The following is a 20670-nucleotide window of genomic DNA, read 5'->3' on the forward strand; positions in this document are numbered from 1 at the left end:
CTGCGATCAGGGCCGGGGCCAGCAGGCGGGAGAACATGGTCAGTCCTGGGCGGGAAGGTCACGCGGCACCGTGACCTTGACGGGACCGATGCCGCCCTCGACCTGGAGCGTGAGCGTGCCGCCGGGGGAGCGGTCGTTGTAGGTACCCTCCGCGCAGTCCATCTCGCCGAGGCCCTCCTCGCAGGTGAGCGTCACGGGGATGGCGGAGGGCAGGTGGACGTTGACGGGGCCGAGTCCACCTTCGACGCGGACGGTGTGGGAGTCATCGAGCGGGGGCAGTTGGCGCAGATCCACCTCGAGGGAACCGATCTCGCCCTGGTAGTGGTCCTGCAGCTCCGCCTCGGCGGCGGGGGTGAAGGTGAGGTCCCGGCCGATCTCGTCGTTCTGGTACAGGTAGGTGCCGAACACGCCGACGGCGATGGTGGCGGCACTGAGGGCACCGACCAGGCCGAGGGCCACCCAGGGCCAGATCCGCGGCTTCCGGCGGACCGGCTGCGGGGGGAGGCCGGGCTCGGGCAGATCCCAGGCGAAGGGGGCGGTGCCCAGCGGATCCCAGGACGGCGGGGTCTCACGCCCCGGCGGGAAGGCGGTGCCCTCGGCCGGGTAGTAGCCGCTCAGGTCGACGGGGGCGGACATGGTGGGTGCCGGTTCCTCCCGCTCGGCCAACAGGCCGGCCGGCGGCTGCGGGGTGCGCTGGTGGAGCAGCCACCAGGTGCCCAGAAGAAGCCCCACGGCCAGCAGGCCGGAGGAGAACAGGGCCCCCTCCGTGCCGAAGGAGCCGAAGGTGAGGATGAAGAAGATGAGCAGCCACCAGCCGGCGGTGCGTTCCCGCGATTCCGGTGGGCTCAGTGTCTCCTTCCGGCGGGAGATCGCCGTGATCGGTGCGGTGGTCATGCCGTAGCGGGGCATGCACATCCAGGCCAGCAGGTAGGCGGCCAGGCCACCACCGAAGGTGAACAGGGAGACGACGAAGAGGACGCGGACGATGGTCGGGTCGATCTGGTAGCGCGCGCCGATGCCCTCACAGACACCGGCGATCTTGGCGTTGCCGCCCTGCTCGGCGGGGATGCGGGGCGGGCGGGTGGCCCACATGCGGGAGACGGTGTCGGCGAAGGTCTGCGTGGTGGTCATGACTTCATTGTGGGTTGTTGTGGTGGGGAAACGGTATCGGGATCCACCCTGATTTCAAGTTTTCAGGGTCTGCCCCGATGTGTCCGGGGTGTGCGTCTGACAGGATCAGGGGCATGAGCAACGCCACCCCGGTCCCGTACGGGACGGATCCCGCCCGCGCCGCCACCGGCCCCTACCCGACGTACCGCCGCCCCCGTTCGGGCCGCGTCATCTCGGGTGTGGCCGGTGGTCTGGCCGTGCATCTGGGGGTGGACGTGTTCTACGTCCGGCTGGCGTTCATCGTCGCCTCCTTTCTCTCCGGTCTGGGCGTCATGGCGTACGCGGGACTGTGGATGTTCTCCAAGGCCTCCGACGAGGTGGTGCTGCCGGAGCGTACGCATCAGCTCTCGCGCCCGGTGTACCTGCTGCTGGCGGTGGTTGGCGGCCTGGGCTTCTTCATGTCGGTGACGCTGGTCTCCGGTGTCCCGGGGGCGGTGCTCGTGCCGCTGCTCGTCGCCGGTATCGGTGCGGTGCTCGCCTGGCAGGCCTACGACCGGGGCCTGGAGTCGGGGCGCAGTTACGTCAGCATCATCGGCGGCGCGGCGCTGGTGCTGGCGGGCGTGGTGGTGACCATCTTCTTCGCCGACAGCTCCGGTGGCTTCGCGGCGGCGCTCATCGCGGTGGTGCTCACCCTGGCGGGTGTGGCGGCGCTCGGTGTGCCGCTCATCATCCGCCTGTGGGATTCCCTGGCGGAGGAGCGCGCGGCGAAGGCGGCGAGCGAGGAGCGGGCGGAGATCGCCTCGCGCCTGCACGACTCGGTGCTGCAGACGCTGGCGCTGATACAGAAGCGTTCCGACGACCCCGCCGAGGTCTCCCGCCTCGCCCGCGGGCAGGAGCGTGAGCTGCGGCAGTGGCTTTTCGACGCCGAGGAGAAGATCCACCAGACCGTCTTCGCCGCCGTCGAGACCGCGTGCGGCGAGGTGGAGGATCTCTTCGGCATCCGTATCGCCCCCGTCACCGTCGGCGAGGACCTCGATCTCAGTGAGGAGACGCAGGCCGTCGTCCTGGCGGCGCGGGAGGCGATGGTGAATGCGGCGAAGCACGCGGGCGTCGAGAAGCTCGATGTCTACGCGGAGATCCTCGCCGGCGAGCTGTCCATCTTCGTGCGCGACCGCGGGGCGGGGTTCGATCCGGCCGATATCCCGGAGGACCGTCACGGTATCCGCGATTCCATCGAGGGCCGCATGGAGCGGATCGGCGGCACGGCACGTATCCGCTCCACACTGGGGGAGGGCACCGAGGTCACCGTGAGCTACCGACTGCCGGTATCCTGAACCGCATGGTGAAGGTGTTCCTCGTCGACGATCATTCCGTCTTCCGCTCCGGTGTCCGCGCCGAACTGTCCGGCCAGGTGGACATCGTCGGCGACGCCGGGACCGTCGCCGAGGCGATCGCGGGTATCGACGCCGCGCGCCCCGACGTCGTGCTTCTCGACGTCCACATGCCCGACGGCGGCGGCCTCGCCGTCCTCCGCGGCGTCTCCTCGGATCCCGTGTTCCTGGCGCTGAGTGTGTCGGATGCCGCCGAGGACGTCATCTCCCTCATCCGCGCCGGTGCCCGCGGTTACGTGACCAAGAACATCTCCGGCACCGAGCTGGCCGAGGCCATCACCCGCGTCCACTCCGGTGACGCCTACTTCTCCCCGCGCCTGGCCGGCTTCGTGCTCGACGCCTTCGCGGGTGGGGAGATCGTCGAGGACGAGCCGGAGGAGCCGCAGAAGATCGAGGACCCGGTGGTGGACGCGCTCACCCGCCGTGAGCTGGAGGTCCTGCGCCTGCTGGCCCGCGGTTACACCTACCGGGAGATCGGGCAGGAGCTGTTCATCTCCGTCAAGACGGTGGAGACCCACGCCTCCAACATCCTCCGCAAGACCCAGCAGTCCAACCGCCACGCGCTCACCCGCTGGGCGCACTCGCGGGACCTCGACTGATATGAAGACCTACGATTTCTCCTTTGGCCGAGTGCTGCTGGCCGCGGCCGTGTTCACCGCGATCCTCGCCTGGCAGGCCGACCTCTCCTGGAACTGGTGGCTGCCGGCGTTCTTCGTGGTGGCCGCGATCTTCGCCCTCATGCACGCCTTCTACAACTGGGCGAACCGCAAGCTCAATGCGATGGGGCGCCGGGCGCGCGAGGTGGAGGACCAGTTGTAGGGGGTGGCGGTCACCACCGTGAGAGCTGGGCGGACTCCCATCCAGGGGATGCTAGATGCCTGGGGGCGTGTGGTTTTTCAGGAACTCGTCCAGTTCGGGGCTCATCCAGCCGACAGGCAGAGTCCATAAATGGATGAGGTCACTCCCCAAGGATTTCCGGTGTTCAATCAGTGCTGAACGGGCCGACGCCTCGCTCACAGTGGCGGTGAGCAGGTTCTGGCCGGGAAAAGTAAACGCAATTTCTCCGGGTACCGGATGTGAAGTGATGAATACGAGGTGGACGTGATCGCCGACGTGTAGCTCCTCCGAGTCCTTCTATTGTGAGGTCTTCCTGTACCAGGTAGTGATCCGTGAGGCCCGGGTGCTGGAGAAGGTGTGCGATGGAACTCGGATCGACTATCAGTCCCACGCAGCACTCGAATGAAGTGTCTTTTTCCTCCAGGTAAACGAGCGTGGGTGAGTATGTCACGATGTCTCCGAATTATCTCCTTGCACTTTGGATGTATGAGGGTGTGTGTCGGGAGTCTCTGCTAGGCGTACGCCAGCGCCCGGGTGCCGTCGATGTGCGGGAACACCAGGTAAATCCACCCGAACACCGCCGCGCCGACAAGCACCGTGCCCCACACGGGCATGGGTGCGAACACGGGCACGATCATGAGCGCCAGCCACACGAGGAACAGGGGCAGCAGCTGGCCGATCTGCGGCTTGTGCACGGCGTTGTGGCGCTCGAGGAACTCCTTGATCTCGCGCCGGTAGGGGTGGCTGAACATGAGCAGCAGGCCGGCGGCGATGGCCGCGACCATGACGCCGACCTGGATACCGCGAGCCAACCCCGTCGACAGCACCGCCACACCGACGGCGATGAGCAGTGACGTACCCACGCGGACGGGCAGCGGGGTCGGAATCGGGGTCTGACGGGCGCGGATATCGGAGTACATGGAGGTCAACGCTACCAGTTGACGGACGCGGTTCCCGGGGAGCATACTGGACCCGTGAATCAAACGGGTGTTCGGAAACTGCGGGAGGTGGACGACCTCGCGGGCCTCAGCCGGGCCGAGCAGGTCGAGCTCCTGCGTTCCCGGATGGACGCACTCGGCGGGGCCGTCGAGCAGCCTGTCGTCGATGGGCCTGAGGTCATCGCCACCCCCTCTGACCTGGCCCGCGTCCTGCCCGGTGGGGGTCTGGCGCGCCGGGTGGTCACCCAGGTGGCGGACTGTCCGGCGCTCGTCGTCGAACTCATCGCCCAGGCTACCGCAGGGGGCGGACATGTCGGCATCGTCGGGTGGCCGGAGCTCTCGCTCGCCGGTGTGGTCGATAACGGGAACCTGAACAACGTCATCGCGGTGCCCGATCCGGGTGTGGATCCGCTCGGGATCATCGGGGTGCTCGTCGAGGGGCTCGACCTGGTGGTGGCCCGCTGGCAGGCCCCGCTGGAACTCTCCCCGGTGCGCGCCCGCCCGCTGCTCGGCAAATTGCGGGGCGGTTCGGCGGCGCTGGTGATGGTCGGCGCGAGCGTGCCCTCCCCGCACGCGCGGATCGACGCCGAGGTGACCACCTTCCGCGGCATCGGCCAAGGTTCGGGCCGTATCCGGGGCGTCGACATCGCCGTGCGCGTGGAGGCGAAGGGGCAGGCGCCGGCCTCGACGACCGTGACGGTGGGCAGGCGGGCCGAACTGAGGGTGGTGTGACGTGCGCGTCGCTGCCCTGTGGTTCCCGGACTGGCCGGTGCAGGCGGCGCGGATCGACGACCAGGACACGGACGAGCTGCCCGCCACCCTCGCCATCGCCCGCCAGCACCGCATCCGCGTGTGCTCGGCCGCCGCCCGCCACGCCGGGGTGCGCCGTGACATGCGGGTGCGCCAGGCGCAGGCCGTGTGCCCCGGCCTGGTCGTCCTCGACGAGGACCTCGACCGCGATGGGCGGATGTTCGAGTCCATCGCTGCCGGCCTCGACGACGTCGCCTCCTCCATCGAGGTGCTGCGCCCCGGCCTGGTGGTCGTCGACGCCGGGGCCGCGGGCCGTTTCCACGGTTCGGAGGACCGCGCCGTCGAGATGCTCATCGACGCCGCCGCCCGCCGCGGCATCGACGCCCAGGTCGGGGTGGCCGATGAGATCGCCACGGCGCTCATTGCCGCCCGCGTCGGGGCGGGGCAGGTCGTCCCGGAGGGAGGGTCGCGCCCCTTCCTCGACGTCCAGCCCGTCACTTTGCTCGCCGCCGAGGCCTCGCTCCACTGTGAGCAGTCCCTGGTTGATTCGCTCGGTGACCTCGGCATCCGTACTCTTGGGGAGCTTGCAGCTCTGCCCGCCACTGCGGTGACCACCCGTTTCGGGGCGGCGGGGGAGCGCTGCCACCGCATCGCCCGCGCCGCCGCCGACCGCCGTGTCGCCCCCGACCTGCCTGCCACGGACCTGTCGGTGGCGGTCACCCCGGAGGACCCCATCGACCGGGTCGACGCCGCCGCCTTCGCCGCCCGCCAGCTGGCGAACATCCTCCACGAACGGCTGCGCACCGCCGGGCTCACCTGCCTGCGGCTGCGCGTGCTCGCGGAGCTGGCCGACGGTACCCGCCTGGAACGCATCTGGCGCACCCGCGAACCGCTCACCGAGTCCGCCACCGCGGACCGGGTGCGCTGGCAGCTCGACGGCTGGCTCACCTCCGGAGGGGCGGGTGCCATCGCCACCCTGATCCTCGAGCCCTTGGAGTCCGCCCCGCCGGACGTCGTCGGTGCGCTGTGGGGGGAGCGGAACGACACCACCGCCGTGCGCCGCGCCGCCAACCGGGTGCAGTCGACGCTGGGCATCGACAAGGTGCTCACCCCGCGGCTCGTCGGCGGGCGGGGAGTGGCGGAGCGGATCGACTTCGTGCCGTACGGGGAGGAACGGGGCGTCGATAAGCAGGGGAGCTGGCCGGGAAGGATTCCCGGCCCCCTGCCGGCCCGCCTGACGCACCCGGCAACGAGGGTCCGGATGCTCAACGCCCGGGCGCAGGACGTGGTGGTCACCGCGGAGGCACTGCTCAGCGACACACCCCACGCGCTCGGCTGGGGGCGGCACCGCTACCGGGTGGCGGCATGGGCCGGGCCCTGGCCCGTGGACACCGGCTGGTGGGGGCCCGACGCGCAACGCGTGGCCCGCCTGCAGGTCGTCGGCCAGGCCGAGAATGAACGACACCCCCGCGCCTGGCTGCTGCTGTGGCTGAGCGGGGGTGGGTGGCGGATCGAGGCCGGCTACTGACGGTGGCGGACGTCGATGACCAGACGGTGCGGATCGTGGAGGACCTCCACCGAGTACGGCAGCTTCTCCTTCATGCCGATGACGAACTGCGAACGCCCCTCGAACGTGCCCACCGAGACGACCTCCGTGACGTTGCCCTCCCCGGCGACGGTGCCCATGTGCGGATCCTGGCGGCCCAGCTCGAAGGGGTAGGTCGTGCCGTCGATGTTGACGTTGAGTGCCACCGACCCCTGCACCTCCACCGGGTTGCCGGAACCCTGCTGCGTCGGGGCGGTGGTGTAGTCGACGAACCAGCCCGGGGCACCGTCACCGACGAGGTCGAAGACGACACGGTCGAAACCGTCGTGGGCGGCCACGCGGACGGACTCCACCATGAGCATCGCCGGGGCGTCCGGGCGGGCGGTCTTCTGCGCCACGTCCGCGGTGCCGATGGACGTGGTGTCCGAGCCGCCGAGGGTGGCGGCGGTGAGGGTCTCCACCAGGGAACGCTCCCCGTCAGCGGTGCGGTTCTCCTGCCCGACCCCGGTCCCGCAGGCCGCCAACCCCAAAGACCCCGCGGCCAGGATGGCGGCGAGGGAGGTGCGGCGTGGTGAGGTCTTGCGAAGCGGCCCCGGGGATTCATTCATATGACACACCGTAACCACAGGGGGTGGCGATGATGAACTCAGGAAGCGTCTCCGCCGGGGATCGTAATCATCTCGTTGTAAAGCAACCCTAAGTGTCGCCGGGTGACTGGCGGGGCCTGTGGTACACATCGCTAGGCTGGGGGCATGACTGAAGCTGCCGACCTCCGCTGCTCCGACGTGACCGGCGAACCGCTGCCCGGCTCCGCGAAGCAGGAACGCGTCTACGTCATCCTCGAATGGCCCCACGGCTGGAGCCGCGACGTCCTCGACGGCGGCGTCTTCGGCGAGGAGCTCACCGCCCGGCTCAAGAGCAAGCTGGGCAAGGACGCCGGGCTGCAGCTCATCCGCCACCCCGGCCGCGACGGCCGTCGCATCACCAGCCACCACCTGTTCCTGGTGTTCGCGGAGGAGGCGCGCGTCGAGAAGCTCATGGTCGACGGGCCGGAGGCCATCCTCGACCTCGATCTCAGCGGCCCGGGCCGCAACAACGCGGAGCTTATAGACGCCCCGCTCGTCCTCGTCTGCACCCACGGCAAGCGCGACGTGTGCTGCGCCCTCAAGGGCCGCCCGCTGGCGGCCGCCCTGTCGGAGCGCCACCCGGGGACGGTGGTGTGGGAGACCTCGCACACCAAGGGTCACCGCTTCGCGCCGTCCGTGCTGCTCATGCCGTGGGGCTACAGCTACGGCCGCCTCAACGAGGAGGCCGGGGACGCGCTGGTGCGCGCGGCGTTGCGCGGCGAGTACTTCCACCCCGGCAACCGCGGGCGCGGACTGCACGGGCCCCGCGGGCAGGTCGCCGAACTGGCCGTCGCCCGCGAGCTGCTGACGGCGGGGGAGCAGCTGTTCTTCGGCGAACTGGCGGTGCTCGAGTCGGACGAGGGGGTCGTCGTGGTGCACGCCGACGGCCGCTCCTGGCACGTCACGCTCGAACAGCGCGACGTCGAGGGTGTCGTCTCCTCCTGCGGTGACGCCCCCAAGACCGGCCGGGTGTGGGTGGCCGCCGACGTCCGCGCGGACCGGGCCGACCTCGGATGGGCCGACCGGGAGTAGGGGTCGGGGGTATTTCACTACGGGCAGAAGACGGGTGGTCCGCGGCCGCCACGCGATGAATGCCCGACGTGGAATACCCTGTTGCCGGCGCTCCCTACAGCCCCTCGATGATGTCGAGGAACTCCTCCGCGTACGACACCCGCTGGCGCAGCTTGGCCAGGCGGGCGCGGGCGTCATCGTGGACCCGCTCGATGGTGGCGCGCGCGGCGGGGGAGGCGGGGTGCTCGGCGGCGTCGAGGAACTCCTTCATCTCCTCGAGCGTGAACTGCAGCGGCTTCATGCGGCGCACCAGCAGGATGCGCTCGACGTCGCGCTCCGAGTAGAGGCGGAAACCGCCGGGGGTCTTGCCGGAGGGGGAGACGACGCCGACCTCGTCGTAGTGGCGCAGCGAACGGATGGACAACCCGGTGCGCTCGGCGACCTCGCCGATCTTCATGCCCTCGTCCACGTGCGCCCCTTCGGTTTGTCGGCCCGAAACTCTACCGTTACGGTAGGTTTCGTTCTCCGGTGGTCACCACCACCGTATCCTCCCCTCATCCCCGGCAAGGGAGCAGCCCGTGTCCCACCCCGTCCAGGAAGCGGCGCCCACCGGCGTCGTGGCGTCCTTCCGGCACGCCTTCTCCTCCCCGACCCGCCTGCGCACCGAGGTGCTCGGCGGGCTCGTCGTCGCGCTCGCACTCATCCCCGAGGCGATCGCGTTCTCCATCCTCGCCGGCGTCGACCCCCGCGTCGGTCTCTTCGCGTCGGTGACCATGGCCGTCACCATCGCCTTCACCGGCGGCCGCCCGGCGATGATCTCCGCCGCCACCGGCGCCGTCGCCCTGGTCATCGCGCCGGTCATGCGCGACCACGGTTACGACCACTTCATCGCCACGGTGCTGCTCGCCGGTGTCATCCAGATCGCGATGGCGGTGCTCGGCGTCGCCAAGCTCATGCGCTTCATCCCGCGGTCGGTGATGACCGGCTTCGTCAACGCCCTCGGAATCCTCGTGCTCATGGCCCAGCTCACCCACCTGTGGGACGTGCCGTGGCTGGTGTACCCGCTGTTCGCCCTCGGCATCGTCATCATGCTCGGCTTCCCGCGGCTGACCACCGTGGTGCCCGCCCCGCTGGTGACCATCGTCGTCCTCACCGCCCTCGTGGTGCTCACCGGCTGGTCCGTCCCGGACGTCGCCGACCAGGGCGAACTGCCCAGCTCGCTGCCCGAACTCTTCGTCCCGGCGGTGCCGCTCACCCTGGAGACCCTGCAGATCATCGCCCCCTACGCCTTCGCCATGGCGCTCGTCGGACTCATGGAGTCCCTCATGACCGCCAAGCTCGTCGACGACATCACCGACGCCCACTCCGACAAGACCCGCGAGAGCTGGGGCCAGGGCGTGGCCAACCTCGTCACCGGTGCCTTCGGCGGCATGGGCGGCTGCGCCATGATCGGCCAGACCATGATCAACGTCCGCGAGGCCGGCGCCCGCACCCGCTTGTCGACGCTCCTCTCCGGCGTATTCCTCCTCATCTTCGTCGTCGCCCTCGGCGACATCGTCGGCCTCATCCCCATGGCCGCCCTCGTGGCGATCATGGTGCTCGTGGCCCTGGGCACCATCGACTGGCACTCCCTCCACCCGCGGACCCTGCAGCTCATGCCGCGCAGCGAGACCCTCGTCATGCTGGTCACCGTCGTCGCGACGCTGACCACCCACAACCTCGCCGTCGGCGTCATCGGCGGCGTGCTCACCGCCATGATCATGTTCGCCCGCCGCGTCGCCCACATGGTGGAGATCGAGAAGGTCCGCGAGGTCGACGTCGACGACGACGGACAGGTCGACATCCGCACCTACCGCGTCACCGGCCAGCTGTTCTGGGCCTCCTCCAACGACCTCGTCTACCGGTTCGACTACCACGACACCGCCCGCCACATCGTCATCGATCTCTCCCAGGCCGAGGTGTGGGACGCCTCCACCGTGGCCACCCTCGACGCCATCCAGCAGAAGTTCCAGGCCCGCGGCAAGATCGTCGACATCATCGGCCTCGACGGCCAGAGCAAGTACCGCCTCGACCGGCTCTCCGGCAAACTGGGGGCATGAGCGACTTCCCCACCTGGGTGACGCAGCGCCGCCAGCAGGCGGCCGCCGCCATGGCCGAGTTGTCCGGCAACGCCTCCGCCTGCGCCCTGGGACGCGCCGGGCGCAGCTTCCCCGCCTTCAAGTACCACGAGGGGGCCACCGCGGCACTCGGGGAACTGGCGCGGGCCCTCCGCCGGGGTGACGCGGACATCACGGAACTGCTCACCCGCTGGCAGGCCCCCGGTGGCACCGGCCGCGACTGGGAGGCCTACACCGCTGGCGGACGCGAGGCGCTCGAGGAGGCCGCCGAGGCCGCCGAGCGGCTCAGGTGAGGCGACGCAGCGTCGGGGCGACGGACTCGAGGACCTCGTCCGCGGCGTCCATGACCTCGTCGGGGGACCAACCGAAGGCGTAGGAACGGTCGGCCCCGGCGTGCAGGGCCAGGTCGTTCCAGGAGTCACCGAAGGAGTAGAGCCGCACCTCCTCCCGCGGCAGCCCCAGATCCGCGATCACCTCCGCGATGCCCGTGGCCTTGTCCACACCCGCCGGCACGATGTCGAGGAAGGTGCGGTTGATGTGCACCGCCACGTCCGGGCAGGCGGCGAGGATGTCCTCCCGCAGCTGCCGCTGGCGGGAGGGGTTGTCCGGCACCCACACGGGGAGGCAGGCGACGTCGTGGTCCGCGAGCTCCGCCAGATCCCTCCGCTCCCACTCGCGCAGGATCGTGCCGGTGAGCCGGGCGGGCTGCTCCGAGAGGAGGACGTCCGGGCCGTGGAGGGTGGTGGCGTAGACGGCGACGGTGGGGTCTCCGAGCAGCGGGGTGAGGATGTCGTGGAGGCTGCCCGTGGGCACCGTCCGGGAGAACAGGTAGTTCCCGGCCCGGTCCGCCACGCCGGCCCCGGTGAACACCACCGAGTAGTCGAAGACCAGGCCGTGGGGTTCGAGGGCCTGGCGTAGCGCGGAAAGGGATTTGCCGGTCGCCGCGACGGCCAGATGGCCGGCGTCCTGCCAGGCGCGGATGGCGGCGACGTCCGCGGCGGCGATGCCGTCGGGGAACAGGAGGGTTCCGTCGATGTCGAAGGCGGCGATCTTCATGCCTCCGAGCGTAGCCGCGTTCTCACGTACCCCGATGTGTTCGCCGGTGGAACGCAACCTGGGGAAACGGCGGGCACCCCGGCACATCGGAGTACGCCACAACGCGGGCGTCGACCCGCTGCATTCATACCCCCACCGTCCGCCCCGGAACACCCGTGGTGACGTGTACTCGACAGGGGCGATAGGGCAGGTACCCGCACGCTACCCACCCCGGAGACGCGACAACCCCCGACCGGCGAGGGTCGGGGGCTGCAGCGGAAGGAGACGCGTCAGCGGCGCATGATCCTCCGCGAGAGCCAGTTGCCGAAGAGCTGGGCGAGCTGGACGATGATGACGATGACGATGACCGCCGCGTAGGTGACCTCGTAGTCGTAGGCGCGGTAGCCGTAGACGATGGCGAAGTCACCCAGGCCGCCGCCGCCGATGTAGCCGGCCATGGCGGACATGTCGACGACGGCGATGAAGATGAAGGTGTAGCCCAGGACCAGCGGGCCGAGGGCCTCCGGGATGATCACGGTGCGGATGATCCGCCAGGGGCTCGCGCCCATGGCGCGGGCGGCCTCGATGACGCCGGGGTCGATGGCCACGAGGTTCTGCTCGACGATGCGGGCCACGGCGAAGGCGGCGGCGATGCACATGACGAAGGTCGCCGCGGACCGTCCGATGGTGGTGCCGATGAACTGGAGTGTCACCGGCGCGAGCATCGCGATGAGGATGATGAAGGGGATGGGGCGGACGAAGTTGACCAGGACGTTGAGGACCCAGTAGATCGGCTTCGACTGCAGGATGCCGCCGGCGCGGGAGGTGTAGAGCAGCAGGCCGATGAGCAGGCCGCCGATGCCGCCGAAGATCATCGTCAGCGACACCATGACGAGGGTGTCGCCGATGGCGTCGATGAAGGTGCCGCCGAGGCGGTTCCAGTCGGCCGCGAGGTGGGTGGTGGTCATCGCGTGATCTCCTCGATATCGGTGGTGCGGGACAGCGTGTCGCGGAACCGGTCGATCGCCGCGTCCGGGCCGGTGAGGCGGACGGTCATCTTGCCGAAGGACTGGCGCTGCAGGGTGGTCACGCCGCCGTGGACGATGCTGATGCCCAGTCCGTCCTCGCGGGCGGCGGCTGCGGCGGTGAAGAAGCCGGAGTCCTCGGTGAGGTTGATGGTGAACAGGCGGCCGTCGTGGGCGAGGAGGTCCTCGGCCTCGACGAGGTCGGGGGTGTTGCGCAGCGAGGTGGAGACGAAGCGCTGGGCGACCTTGGTCTGCGGGTGGGAGAACACCTCGTAGACGCTGCCGTACTCGACGACCTTGCCGGCCTCCATGACGGCGACCTTGTCGGCGATGGCGCGGACCACGTCCATCTCGTGGGTGATGACGACGATGGTGATGCCCAGGTCGCGGTTGATCTCCCGCAGGAGGTTGAGCACGTCGTGGGTGGTCTCCGGGTCGAGCGCGGAGGTGGCCTCGTCGGCGAGGAGGAGGCGCGGGTTGGTGGCCAGGGCGCGGGCGATGCCGACGCGCTGCTTCTGGCCTCCGGAGAGCTGCTCCGGGTAGTTGTTGCCCTTGTCGGACAGTCCGACGAAGTCGAGGAGTTCGGCGACGCGCTTCTTCCGTTCCGCCTTGGGCATGCCGGCCAGTTCCAGGGGGTAGGCGATGTTGCCGGCGGCGGTGCGGGAGTGGAAGAGGTTGAACTGCTGGAAGATCATGCCGATGCCCCGCCGGATGGAGCGCAGCTTGGACTCGGGGAGGCCGACGACGTCGGTGCCGTCGAGAAGCAGTTGTCCGGAGGTCGTGGAGTCCAGCCCGTTGATGAGGCGGACGAGGGTCGACTTGCCGGCGCCGGAGTAGCCGATGACGCCGAGGATCTCGCCGGGTTCGACGGTGAGGGTGACGCCGTCGACGGCGCGGGTCTCGGTCTTCTTCTGGTTGGTGAAGACCTTGGTCACATCGCGGAACTCGATGCGGGTTCCGGTACGCGGCCGGATGGGGGATGCGGTGTCGGACACGGGTGCGGGGCCGTTCTGGGAGGGGATGGGTCGGTGTAAATGCTAAACCCCGCCGCGGGCAGGCGACGGGGTAGGCATGGGGTGGGGCTTACTGCTCGCCGGCTGCGAGGCGCTCCATGATCTCGGTGAGATCCTCGGCGGGGCGCTCGACGGTGACGGCGGTGTTGCCGGAGGACTCCATGATGGCGTCGGTGACGGCCTGGTCCTTCCAGATCTCGGCGAGGCGGTTGAGGGTCTCGTCGTCGGCCTTGTCCGGGGTGGTCACCCAGACGTTGATGTACGGCTCGGCCTCCTCGTTGTCCGGGTCGTCCTGGAAGATGGCGTCGAGCGGGTCGATGCCGGCGCGCTCCAGGAAGGAGTTGTTGATGACGGCGGGGCGGCCCTCGTGGAAGACGGTGGTGGTCTGTGCGGCGTCGACGGCGATGACCTGGACCTGCGAGGCTTCGGTGTCGATGTCGGCGGGGGCCGGGTCGAGCAGGCCCTCCTCCTTGAGGGTGACCAGGCCGGCCTGGACGAGGACGTTGATGGCGCGGCCCTGGTTGGTGGCGTCGTTCGGGATCGCGACCTCCTCGCCCTCGATGCCGTCGAGGCTGTCGTGGCCCTGCCAGAACAGTGCCAGCGGGTAGATCTCGGTGGAGGCGTAGGGGACGAGCTCCTCGCCGGCACCCTCGTTGTAGGAGGCGAGGAACTTGAGGTGCTGGAACTTGTTGACGTCGATCTGGCCCTGGGCGAGGGCGTCGTTCGGGGTGTTGTAGTCGGAGAACGGCACGATCTCGATGTCGATGCCCTCTTCCTCGACGAGGTCGGCGAAGACGTCCCACTCCTTGAGGTTGGCGTCGGTGGTGCCGATGCGGACGGTCTCGCCGGAGGCGGCGGCGGTGGTGGTGCCGTCGGCGGCGGTGTCGTCGGCGGAGTCGTTGCCGCAGGCGACGAGGCCCACGGAGGCGATGGCGGCGGCTGCGGCGCCGGCGAAGATACGACGGAGAGTCATGGTGTTTGTCCTTACGTGTTGATCTGCTGGTTGCACAACCTAGCACCAGGCGTACCGCTCTGTCTAGCCGGTGGGAGGCCATGCTTGGCACGGGTGTTCGATTCGCGGTAGATTGTGGCCCATGAGATTCAACGGTGGCGCGCCCCTCAACTGGTCGCGGCTGGAGCGCATCCTCTCCGGCCGTCCCGGCCCCACGCCCGTCCCCGTTGATCATCGGGGCGGGGATGCTTGTCGACGTCCCGTCAGTCCCCCGCCCGCCGTCGCGTTCGCCGAGCTCCACGCCGTGAGCTCCTACAGTTTTCTCGGCGGGGCGAGTGATCCGGAGTCGCTCGTGGAGCGGGCGGTGGAGCTGGGGCTGAGTGCATTGGCGCTGGTGGACCGCGACGGATTCTACGGGGCGGTGAAGTTCGCCGAGGCCGCGGCGGAGGCGGATCTGCCCACGGTGTTCGGCGCGGAGCTGAGTCTGGGGGAGCGGGTGCTGCCGGTCCTGGCGCGCGGCCCGGAAGGGTACCGGCGCCTGTCGCACCTCATGGCGGACGCCCACATGTCCACCGGGGTGAAGGGTGAGGTGGCCTACCCGCCGCTGCCCGGTGTCGCGGAGGCGCTGGGCGGGCACTGTGTGGTGCTCGCCGGGCATGAGTGGGCGGACGATATCGACCAGGTGATCGAGGCGTTCGGGGTCGGGGATGTCGTGCTCGAGTACGCGGTGACGATGACGCCGGAGGATGCCGATCATCACGAGAAACTCGACGGCTGTAGACGGCATGGTCTACGGGCGGTCGCCACCGCGCTGCCGGCCGCCGCCACCCGGGACCGGGCCCGCCTGGCCGGGGCGAAACGCGCCCTGGCCCGCCGCCTGTCGCTGGGGGACGCGGAACCGGACCTGCACCCCATGGGCGCGCCCTGGATGCGTTCCGGGGAGCAGATGGCCGGCCTGCTGCCGGACCGGCCGGAGCTCATTACCGCCACCCTCGACCTGGCCCGCGAGTGCGCGTTCACCCTCGACCTCGTGGCCCCGGACCTGCCGGATTTCCCCACCCCGGCCGGGCACACGGAGATGACCTGGCTGGCGGAGGTGACGCGGGAGCGGGCGGGGCGTCGATACGCATCCCGGCCGGATGAGATCCGGGCCCGGGCCGCGGAGCAGATCGAGCACGAGCTGGCCGTCATCGAGGGGCTCAACTTCCCCGGGTACTTCCTCATCGTCATGGACCTCGTCGACTTCTGCCGGGACAACGACATCCTGTGCCAGGGGCGCGGTTCGGCGGCGAACTCGGCGGTGTGTTTCGCCCTGGGCATCACCAACGCGGAGCCGATCTCCGCGGGCCTGCTGTTCGAGAGGTTCCTCTCACCCGACCGGGACGGCCCGCCGGACATCGACATCGACATCGAGTCCGGGCGCCGCGAGGAGGTCATCCAGTACGTCTTCGACCGCCACGGCCGGGACAAGGCGGCGCAGGTGGCCAACGTCATCACCTACCGCACGAAAGGGGCGCTGCGCGACGCCGCCCGGTCCCTCGGCCACCCGCCGGGCGCGGTCGACGCGTGGAGCAGGGGCACCGCCGAACCGCCCGCCGACGTGGTCGCGCTGGCCGCGCAGTTCAAGGGGCAGCCCCGGCACCTGGGGATCCACTCCGGGGGCATGGTCATCTGCGACCGGCCCATCGCCGACGTCGTGCCCGTCGAGTGGGCGCGGATGGAGAAACGTTCCGTCGTGCAGTGGGACAAGGACGACTGCGCCTCCGCCGGGTTGGTGAAATTCGACCTCCTCGGGCTCGGCATGCTCGAGGCGCTGCACCACATGATCGACCTCGTCGAGGAGCAGCACGGTCAGCGCATCCACCTGTGGGAACTCGACCTCGCCGACCCCGGGGTGTACGACATGCTGTGCCGGGCCGACGCCGTCGGCGTGTTCCAGGTGGAGTCCCGCGCCCAGCTGTCGACCCTGCCGCGCCTGCGCCCGCGGTGCTTCTTCGACCTCGTCGTCGAGGTCGCCCTCATCCGCCCCGGCCCCATCCAGGGCGGTTCCGTGCACCCCTACCTGCGGCGCCGCGCCGGGAAGGAGGAGATCACCTACGACCACCCCGTCCTGGAGAAGTCCCTGGGCAAGACACTGGGTATCCCGCTGTTCCAGGAGCAGCTCATGCAGATCGCCGTCGACGCCGCCGGCTTCTCCGGCGCGGAGGCCGACTCCCTGCGCCGCGCCATGGGCTCGAAACGTTCCCCGGCGCGGATGGCGGCGCTCAAGGACCGCTTCTTCCGCGGGGTGTGGGAGGCCAACGGCATCCCGGAGGAGACCGCGGAGAAGCTGTGGAACAAGATCGTCGCCTTCGCCGCCTACGGTTTCCCGGAGTCCCACTCGCAGTCCTTCGCGTCGCTGGTGTACTTCTCCGCCTGGTTCAAGCACCACTACCCGGCGGAGTTCTGCGTCGGCCTGCTGCGCGCCCAGCCGATGGGTTTCTACTCCCCGCAGTCGCTCATCCAGGATGCGCGTCGCCACGGGGTGGAGATCCTGCCCGTCGACGTGCAGGAGTCCGGGAAGGAGGCCCGCGTCGTCGACGGCCGGATCCGGGTCGGGCTGGGGCTCGTCACGGGGCTGGGGGCGGACGCCGCCGCGCGCATCGAGGCCGCCGCCCCCTTCAGCGGGATCCCCGACCTGGCGCGCCGGGCCGACCTCACCGTGGCGCACGTCGAGGCCCTGGCCCGGGCGGGGGCGCTGGAGTGCTTCGACGTGGACCGTCGGCAGGCGCTGTGGCAGGCGGGGGTCGCCGCCACCGAGAAGGCCGGCATGCTGCCGGGGCTGTCCGCCATAGACGCCCCGGCGCTGCCCGGCATGAACGCCTTCGAGCTCATGGTCGCCGACATCGCCGCCACCGGTGTCACCCACGACCGGCAGCCGATGGAGATGCTGCGGGCCTCGCTTGTCGACGCCGGCGTCCTCTCCGCCTCCGCCCTCCGGTCGGTGCCCGACGGCACCCGGGTGCGGGTCGCCGGGGTGGTCACCCACCGGCAGCGACCGGGTACCGCCTCCGGGCTGACCTTCCTCGGCATGGAGGACGAGACGGGGCTGCTCAACGTCATGGTCTCCGTCGGCCTGTGGAACCGGCAGCGGGTGGTGGCGCGGACGTCGAAAGCCCTGGTGGTGCGCGGAATCGTGCAGAACGCCTCCGGGGCGGTGACGGTCGTGGCCGACCACCTCGAGCCCCTGGTGCTGGGGGAGTGGCTGAGCAGGGGGTCGCGGGACTTCCACTGAGGACTCGTCAGATGTGTGCGGCCTACAATTGAGGGCATGAGTACATCGCAGGGGAGACTTGACCAGATTGCCGAGGACATCGCCCGCGCCGCCACCGTCGACGACGTCATCGCGGCACTCATCCGGGAGTGCGACCTGTCCCGGGCCGAGGCCCACCGGCTCGTCGGGGTGCAGGCCGACCACCTGTCCACCGAACTGTTCCCCGCCGGCGAACTGCCCACCGGCGAGGTCTATGACCAGCAGCGTTACGAGAACTGGCTCACCCGGGAACTCCGCACCACCTTCGCCTCCGCCATGGAGAAGGTGGAGGAGGACGTCGCGGGATTCCTCAAGGTCGTCTTCGGCCGCGGCGACGAACCCTCCGCCGAGTTCAATGCCGCCATCTTCCTCGGAGCCAAGAAGCGGGTGGCCCAGGACATCTCGTCCGTGTCCGTCGGCTACTACTGCCGCGACGGCATCGAGCACCTCAGGGCGTACGGCGCCGATTGGCGGAACCACCCATTCACCTCACCCGGCTGGTCCCGGGTGGGCACCTACGAGGTCCACCGAGACGACGAGGGGTTGTAATCGGGGGCTGCCGTCCTAGAGCCAGCGGTCGCGGACCATCTCGAAGACCGCGAGCAGCACGGCGGCGGCGATGGTACCGGCCAGCCATACGCCGAGGAAGAAGAGGATGTCGAAGATGTCCAGCGGCATCTCGCGGGTCATCAGCGTGGACACGAAGGCGATGATGACGGCGATGGTCGCGCCGGTGGGAATCTTGGACTGGAGGTACTCGAGGGCGATCACACCGGTCAGCGTAGTCACTAAGGTGGGGGCCGTGAATCCCGTCTCCCCGAAACTGACCACCGCCCGTTACCTGGGCCGTCTGCCCTGGCTCATTGTTCCGCTCCTCGGGTGCGCGGTGCTGGCGTGGTGGCAGAGCACGTGGTGGGGGATCGGGGCGGCGGCGTTCGGTGTCCTCCTGGCGTGGCAGGTCTGGCTCATCCCGGCGCAGGTGAAGCTGCTGGGGTGGCAGGAGACGGAGGATGAGCTGCTCATCACCAAGGGGAGGCTGTGGCACACGTTCACCGTCGTGCCCTACGGCCGTATCCAGTTCGTCGACGTCAGCGCCGGGCCGATCGAGCGGGCGCTGGGGATGAAGACGCTTAAGCTGCACACGGCGTCGGCGTCCTCGGATGCGACGGTGCAGGGCCTGCCCGCGGATACCGCCGACGCGCTGCGTGACCGCCTGGCTGTCCAGGCCCGGGAGAGGATGAGCGGGCTGTGAGCGCCGCGGAGTTCCGCCCGGTCCACCGTCTCACCCCGCTGTTGAAGTTCTGGACGGTCATCCTCGCCGTGCTGGCGGTGGTGGCGGTCAACATCAACCTCACGGTGCTCACCCGCGCCTGGACCTGGTTGGAGCAGGGGCAGTTTCTCCCGCTCCTCGGTGCGGCGGGTGCCTTCGGGCTGGCCTGCGCCCTGGTGTGGTTCGCCTCCCAGGTGTGGTGGAGGGCGATGGGGTTCCGCCTCGACGACGAGGAGGTCTCCCTGCGCCACGGCGTCCTGAGCCGGAATCTGCGCACGGCCCGCTACGACCGCATCCAGGCGGTCGACGTCGTGGAGTCCGTCATCGCGCGCCTCTTCGGGCTCGCGGCCGTCCGCGTGGAGACCGCCGGCGGCGGCAACTCCGTCATCGAGATCGCCTACCTGCCGAAGGCGGAGGCCGATGCCGTCCGCCGGGAGGTGCTGGCCCGCGCCCGCCGCACCCCTGACACCCCTGACGCCCCTGACACTCCTGCCCCCGTGCAGCCGGAGCCCGGGCGGGCCATCGTCCCGGAGATCCCCATCGGTCGTTCCCTGGCCGCCGCCGCCCTGCAGGGGAGCAGCATCGGCGGTGTCGTCGCGGTCGTCGCGATCCTGCTCTCCCCGCTGAGCTGGGCCACGCTCGTGCCGGTCCTCTTCGGTTTCGTGCCGGTCATCTGGAATCAGATCGACCGGGCCTGGCGTTTCACCGCGCGTCTCGACGACGACACCCTCCACCTCTCCTACGGTCTGGCGGACCGTCGGCGACAGTCCATCCCGCTGGAGCGTATCCACGGCGTCCGCCTCACCCAGCCGCTGCTGTGGCGGGCGACCGGCTGGTGGTTCATCTCCGTGTCCGTCGCGGGGTACGGCGTGACCGCGGGCCGCAACGCCGCGACCACCACCGTCCTGCCCGTCGGCTCCCGCGGGCAGGCCGATGCCCTCCTCGCCGTCATCGCCCCCGCCCCGCTTATCGACGCCCCCACCTTCACCTCCCCGGACCGAGCCCGGTGGGTCTCCCCCGTCGACCTGCGGCAGCAGTCGGTGACGGTGCGGGAGGACGCCGTGATCACCCGGCAGGGACGTCTGAACCGCCGGATCAGCATCATCCACCCGAGCCACATCCAGGAGCTCTCCCTTACACGCGGGCCCCTGCAGCAGCTCGTCGGCCTGTGCACCGTGCGTTTCGACCTCGTCCCCGGGCCCGTCCGCATGGCCGGCGAGGATCTCACCCCGGAGGACGGCCACGCCCTGCTCAACCGGCTGCGTCAGCGCAGTCTGCCCGCCTACACCCCGCCGGGGAACCCCAGCTGACGCCACGCCTCATACGTCGCGACGGCCGCCGAGTTCGAGAGGTTCATCGAGCGTCGCCCCGGCACCATGGGGATGCGTACCTCGTGTTCGAGGCGCGGATGGGCGAGGTGCTCCTCCGGCAGGCCCGTCGGCTCGGTGCCGAAGAGCAGGGCGTCACCCGCGCGCCACGCCACGTCGGTGTGCCACACGGTGGCGCGGGTGGTGAAGGGGAAGATGCGGGAGGAGGGGAGCGTCGATAAGCATTCCTCGAAGGAGGCATGGACGGTGACCTCGGCGAGGTCGTGGTAGTCCAGGCCGGCGCGGCGCAGTTGTTTCTCCGTGAGGTCGAAGCCGAGCGGTTCGACGAGGTGCAGATGCGCCCCGGTGCCCGCGCACATGCGGATCGCGTTGCCCGTGTTCGGGGGAATGACGGGATTATCGAAGATGACGTGCAGTCGGGCCATGCAG

General features: G+C 69.9%; 22 protein-coding genes. 12 read left to right on the forward strand and 10 right to left on the reverse strand.

The window, feature by feature from the left end:
* Positions 1-39 precede the first annotated feature (39 nt).
* The gene (locus B9Y70_RS06690) at positions 40-1131 is read right to left on the reverse strand and encodes a PspC domain-containing protein (RefSeq protein ID WP_085549493.1); all 1092 of its coding nucleotides are present in this window, start codon (positions 1129-1131) and stop codon (positions 40-42) included.
* A 113-nt stretch (positions 1132-1244) separates the two neighbouring features.
* Here B9Y70_RS06690 and B9Y70_RS06695 point away from each other — a divergent pair, with 113 nt between their 5' ends.
* The 3 genes from B9Y70_RS06695 to B9Y70_RS06705 are packed head-to-tail and all read left to right on the forward strand — an operon-like array spanning position 1245 to position 3320.
* Entirely contained in the window at positions 1245-2444 is a 1200-nt protein-coding gene (locus B9Y70_RS06695; protein WP_085549494.1) for an ATP-binding protein, read from the forward strand.
* A gap of 5 nt (positions 2445-2449) precedes the next feature.
* On the forward strand, positions 2450-3100 hold the full coding sequence (locus B9Y70_RS06700; protein ID WP_085549495.1) for a response regulator: 651 nt from the start codon (positions 2450-2452) through the stop codon (positions 3098-3100).
* Position 3101: 1 nt separating this feature from the next.
* Entirely contained in the window at positions 3102-3320 is a 219-nt protein-coding gene (locus tag B9Y70_RS06705; RefSeq protein WP_085549496.1) for a hypothetical protein, read from the forward strand.
* A 530-nt stretch (positions 3321-3850) separates the two neighbouring features.
* Here the strand turns inward: B9Y70_RS06705 and B9Y70_RS06710 are convergent.
* Positions 3851-4258: a hypothetical protein gene (locus tag B9Y70_RS06710; RefSeq protein ID WP_085549497.1), complete on the reverse strand. Its 408-nt coding sequence runs from the start codon at positions 4256-4258 to the stop codon at positions 3851-3853.
* Between the two features lie 87 nt (positions 4259-4345).
* Here B9Y70_RS06710 and B9Y70_RS06715 point away from each other — a divergent pair, with 87 nt between their 5' ends.
* Both B9Y70_RS06715 and B9Y70_RS06720 read left to right on the forward strand, forming a co-directional pair.
* A complete protein-coding gene (locus B9Y70_RS06715) occupies positions 4346-5008 on the forward strand; it encodes a hypothetical protein (protein ID WP_240309157.1) in 663 nt (220 codons plus the stop codon).
* 1 nt (position 5009) lies between these two features.
* Entirely contained in the window at positions 5010-6554 is a 1545-nt protein-coding gene (locus tag B9Y70_RS06720; RefSeq protein ID WP_085549499.1) for a Y-family DNA polymerase, read from the forward strand.
* Here the strand turns inward: B9Y70_RS06720 and B9Y70_RS06725 are convergent.
* Complete coding sequence (locus tag B9Y70_RS06725) at positions 6548-7180, reverse strand: AMIN-like domain-containing (lipo)protein (protein ID WP_085549500.1); 633 nt, start codon at positions 7178-7180, stop codon at positions 6548-6550. The genes B9Y70_RS06720 and B9Y70_RS06725 overlap by 7 nt on opposite strands.
* A gap of 144 nt (positions 7181-7324) precedes the next feature.
* Here B9Y70_RS06725 and B9Y70_RS06730 point away from each other — a divergent pair, with 144 nt between their 5' ends.
* A complete protein-coding gene (locus tag B9Y70_RS06730) occupies positions 7325-8230 on the forward strand; it encodes a sucrase ferredoxin (RefSeq protein WP_085549501.1) in 906 nt (301 codons plus the stop codon).
* 94 nt (positions 8231-8324) lie between these two features.
* Here the strand turns inward: B9Y70_RS06730 and B9Y70_RS06735 are convergent, their stop codons facing one another.
* Entirely contained in the window at positions 8325-8666 is a 342-nt protein-coding gene (locus B9Y70_RS06735; RefSeq protein WP_085549638.1) for a MerR family transcriptional regulator, read from the reverse strand.
* Positions 8667-8787: 121 nt separating this feature from the next.
* On the opposite strand from B9Y70_RS06735, the gene B9Y70_RS06740 reads away from it, so the two are divergent.
* Both B9Y70_RS06740 and B9Y70_RS06745 read left to right on the forward strand, forming a co-directional pair.
* Positions 8788-10308 carry a SulP family inorganic anion transporter gene (locus tag B9Y70_RS06740; RefSeq protein WP_240309158.1) on the forward strand — a complete coding sequence of 507 codons (1521 nt, stop codon included), beginning with the start codon at positions 8788-8790 and terminating at the stop codon, positions 10306-10308.
* Entirely contained in the window at positions 10305-10619 is a 315-nt protein-coding gene (locus B9Y70_RS06745) for a hypothetical protein (RefSeq protein ID WP_085549503.1), read from the forward strand. Before B9Y70_RS06740 ends, B9Y70_RS06745 begins: the two co-directional genes overlap by 4 nt.
* Here the strand turns inward: B9Y70_RS06745 and B9Y70_RS06750 are convergent.
* From B9Y70_RS06750 to B9Y70_RS06765, 4 genes are all read right to left on the reverse strand, one after another.
* Complete coding sequence (locus B9Y70_RS06750) at positions 10612-11382, reverse strand: HAD family hydrolase (protein ID WP_159449792.1); 771 nt, start codon at positions 11380-11382, stop codon at positions 10612-10614. The genes B9Y70_RS06745 and B9Y70_RS06750 overlap by 8 nt on opposite strands.
* 269 nt (positions 11383-11651) lie before the next feature.
* Complete coding sequence (locus B9Y70_RS06755; protein ID WP_085549505.1) at positions 11652-12329, reverse strand: methionine ABC transporter permease; 678 nt, start codon at positions 12327-12329, stop codon at positions 11652-11654.
* Positions 12326-13381 carry a methionine ABC transporter ATP-binding protein gene (locus tag B9Y70_RS06760; protein ID WP_143337556.1) on the reverse strand — a complete coding sequence of 352 codons (1056 nt, stop codon included), beginning with the start codon at positions 13379-13381 and terminating at the stop codon, positions 12326-12328. The genes B9Y70_RS06755 and B9Y70_RS06760 overlap by 4 nt, the downstream gene beginning before the upstream one ends.
* A gap of 88 nt (positions 13382-13469) precedes the next feature.
* Positions 13470-14372: a MetQ/NlpA family ABC transporter substrate-binding protein gene (locus B9Y70_RS06765; protein WP_085549506.1), complete on the reverse strand. Its 903-nt coding sequence runs from the start codon at positions 14370-14372 to the stop codon at positions 13470-13472.
* A gap of 112 nt (positions 14373-14484) precedes the next feature.
* On the opposite strand from B9Y70_RS06765, the gene B9Y70_RS06770 reads away from it, so the two are divergent.
* On the forward strand, positions 14485-17625 hold the full coding sequence (locus tag B9Y70_RS06770) for an error-prone DNA polymerase (protein WP_420838435.1): 3141 nt from the start codon (positions 14485-14487) through the stop codon (positions 17623-17625).
* Positions 17626-17661: 36 nt separating this feature from the next.
* Positions 17662-18192 (forward strand): hypothetical protein, encoded by a 531-nt coding sequence (locus B9Y70_RS06775; protein ID WP_085549508.1) that lies wholly within the window; start codon positions 17662-17664, stop codon positions 18190-18192.
* A gap of 15 nt (positions 18193-18207) precedes the next feature.
* On the opposite strand, the gene B9Y70_RS06780 is transcribed toward B9Y70_RS06775, so the two are convergent.
* Positions 18208-18414: a hypothetical protein gene (locus B9Y70_RS06780; protein ID WP_085549509.1), complete on the reverse strand. Its 207-nt coding sequence runs from the start codon at positions 18412-18414 to the stop codon at positions 18208-18210.
* A 31-nt stretch (positions 18415-18445) separates the two neighbouring features.
* On the opposite strand from B9Y70_RS06780, the gene B9Y70_RS06785 reads away from it, so the two are divergent.
* Together B9Y70_RS06785 and B9Y70_RS06790 are read left to right on the forward strand one after the other, a co-directional pair.
* Positions 18446-18895 carry a PH domain-containing protein gene (locus B9Y70_RS06785; RefSeq protein ID WP_085549510.1) on the forward strand — a complete coding sequence of 150 codons (450 nt, stop codon included), beginning with the start codon at positions 18446-18448 and terminating at the stop codon, positions 18893-18895.
* Complete coding sequence (locus tag B9Y70_RS06790) at positions 18892-20223, forward strand: PH domain-containing protein (RefSeq protein WP_085549511.1); 1332 nt, start codon at positions 18892-18894, stop codon at positions 20221-20223. The genes B9Y70_RS06785 and B9Y70_RS06790 overlap by 4 nt, the downstream gene beginning before the upstream one ends.
* Here the strand turns inward: B9Y70_RS06790 and B9Y70_RS06795 are convergent.
* Positions 20196-20666, reverse strand: coding sequence for a tRNA (cytidine(34)-2'-O)-methyltransferase (locus tag B9Y70_RS06795; protein ID WP_085549512.1), 471 nt, complete (start codon positions 20664-20666; stop codon positions 20196-20198). The genes B9Y70_RS06790 and B9Y70_RS06795 overlap by 28 nt on opposite strands.
* Positions 20667-20670: the final 4 nt, after the last annotated feature.

Source organism: Corynebacterium pollutisoli (assembly GCF_900177745.1).
Classification (GTDB): Bacteria; Actinomycetota; Actinomycetes; order Mycobacteriales; family Mycobacteriaceae; genus Corynebacterium; species Corynebacterium pollutisoli.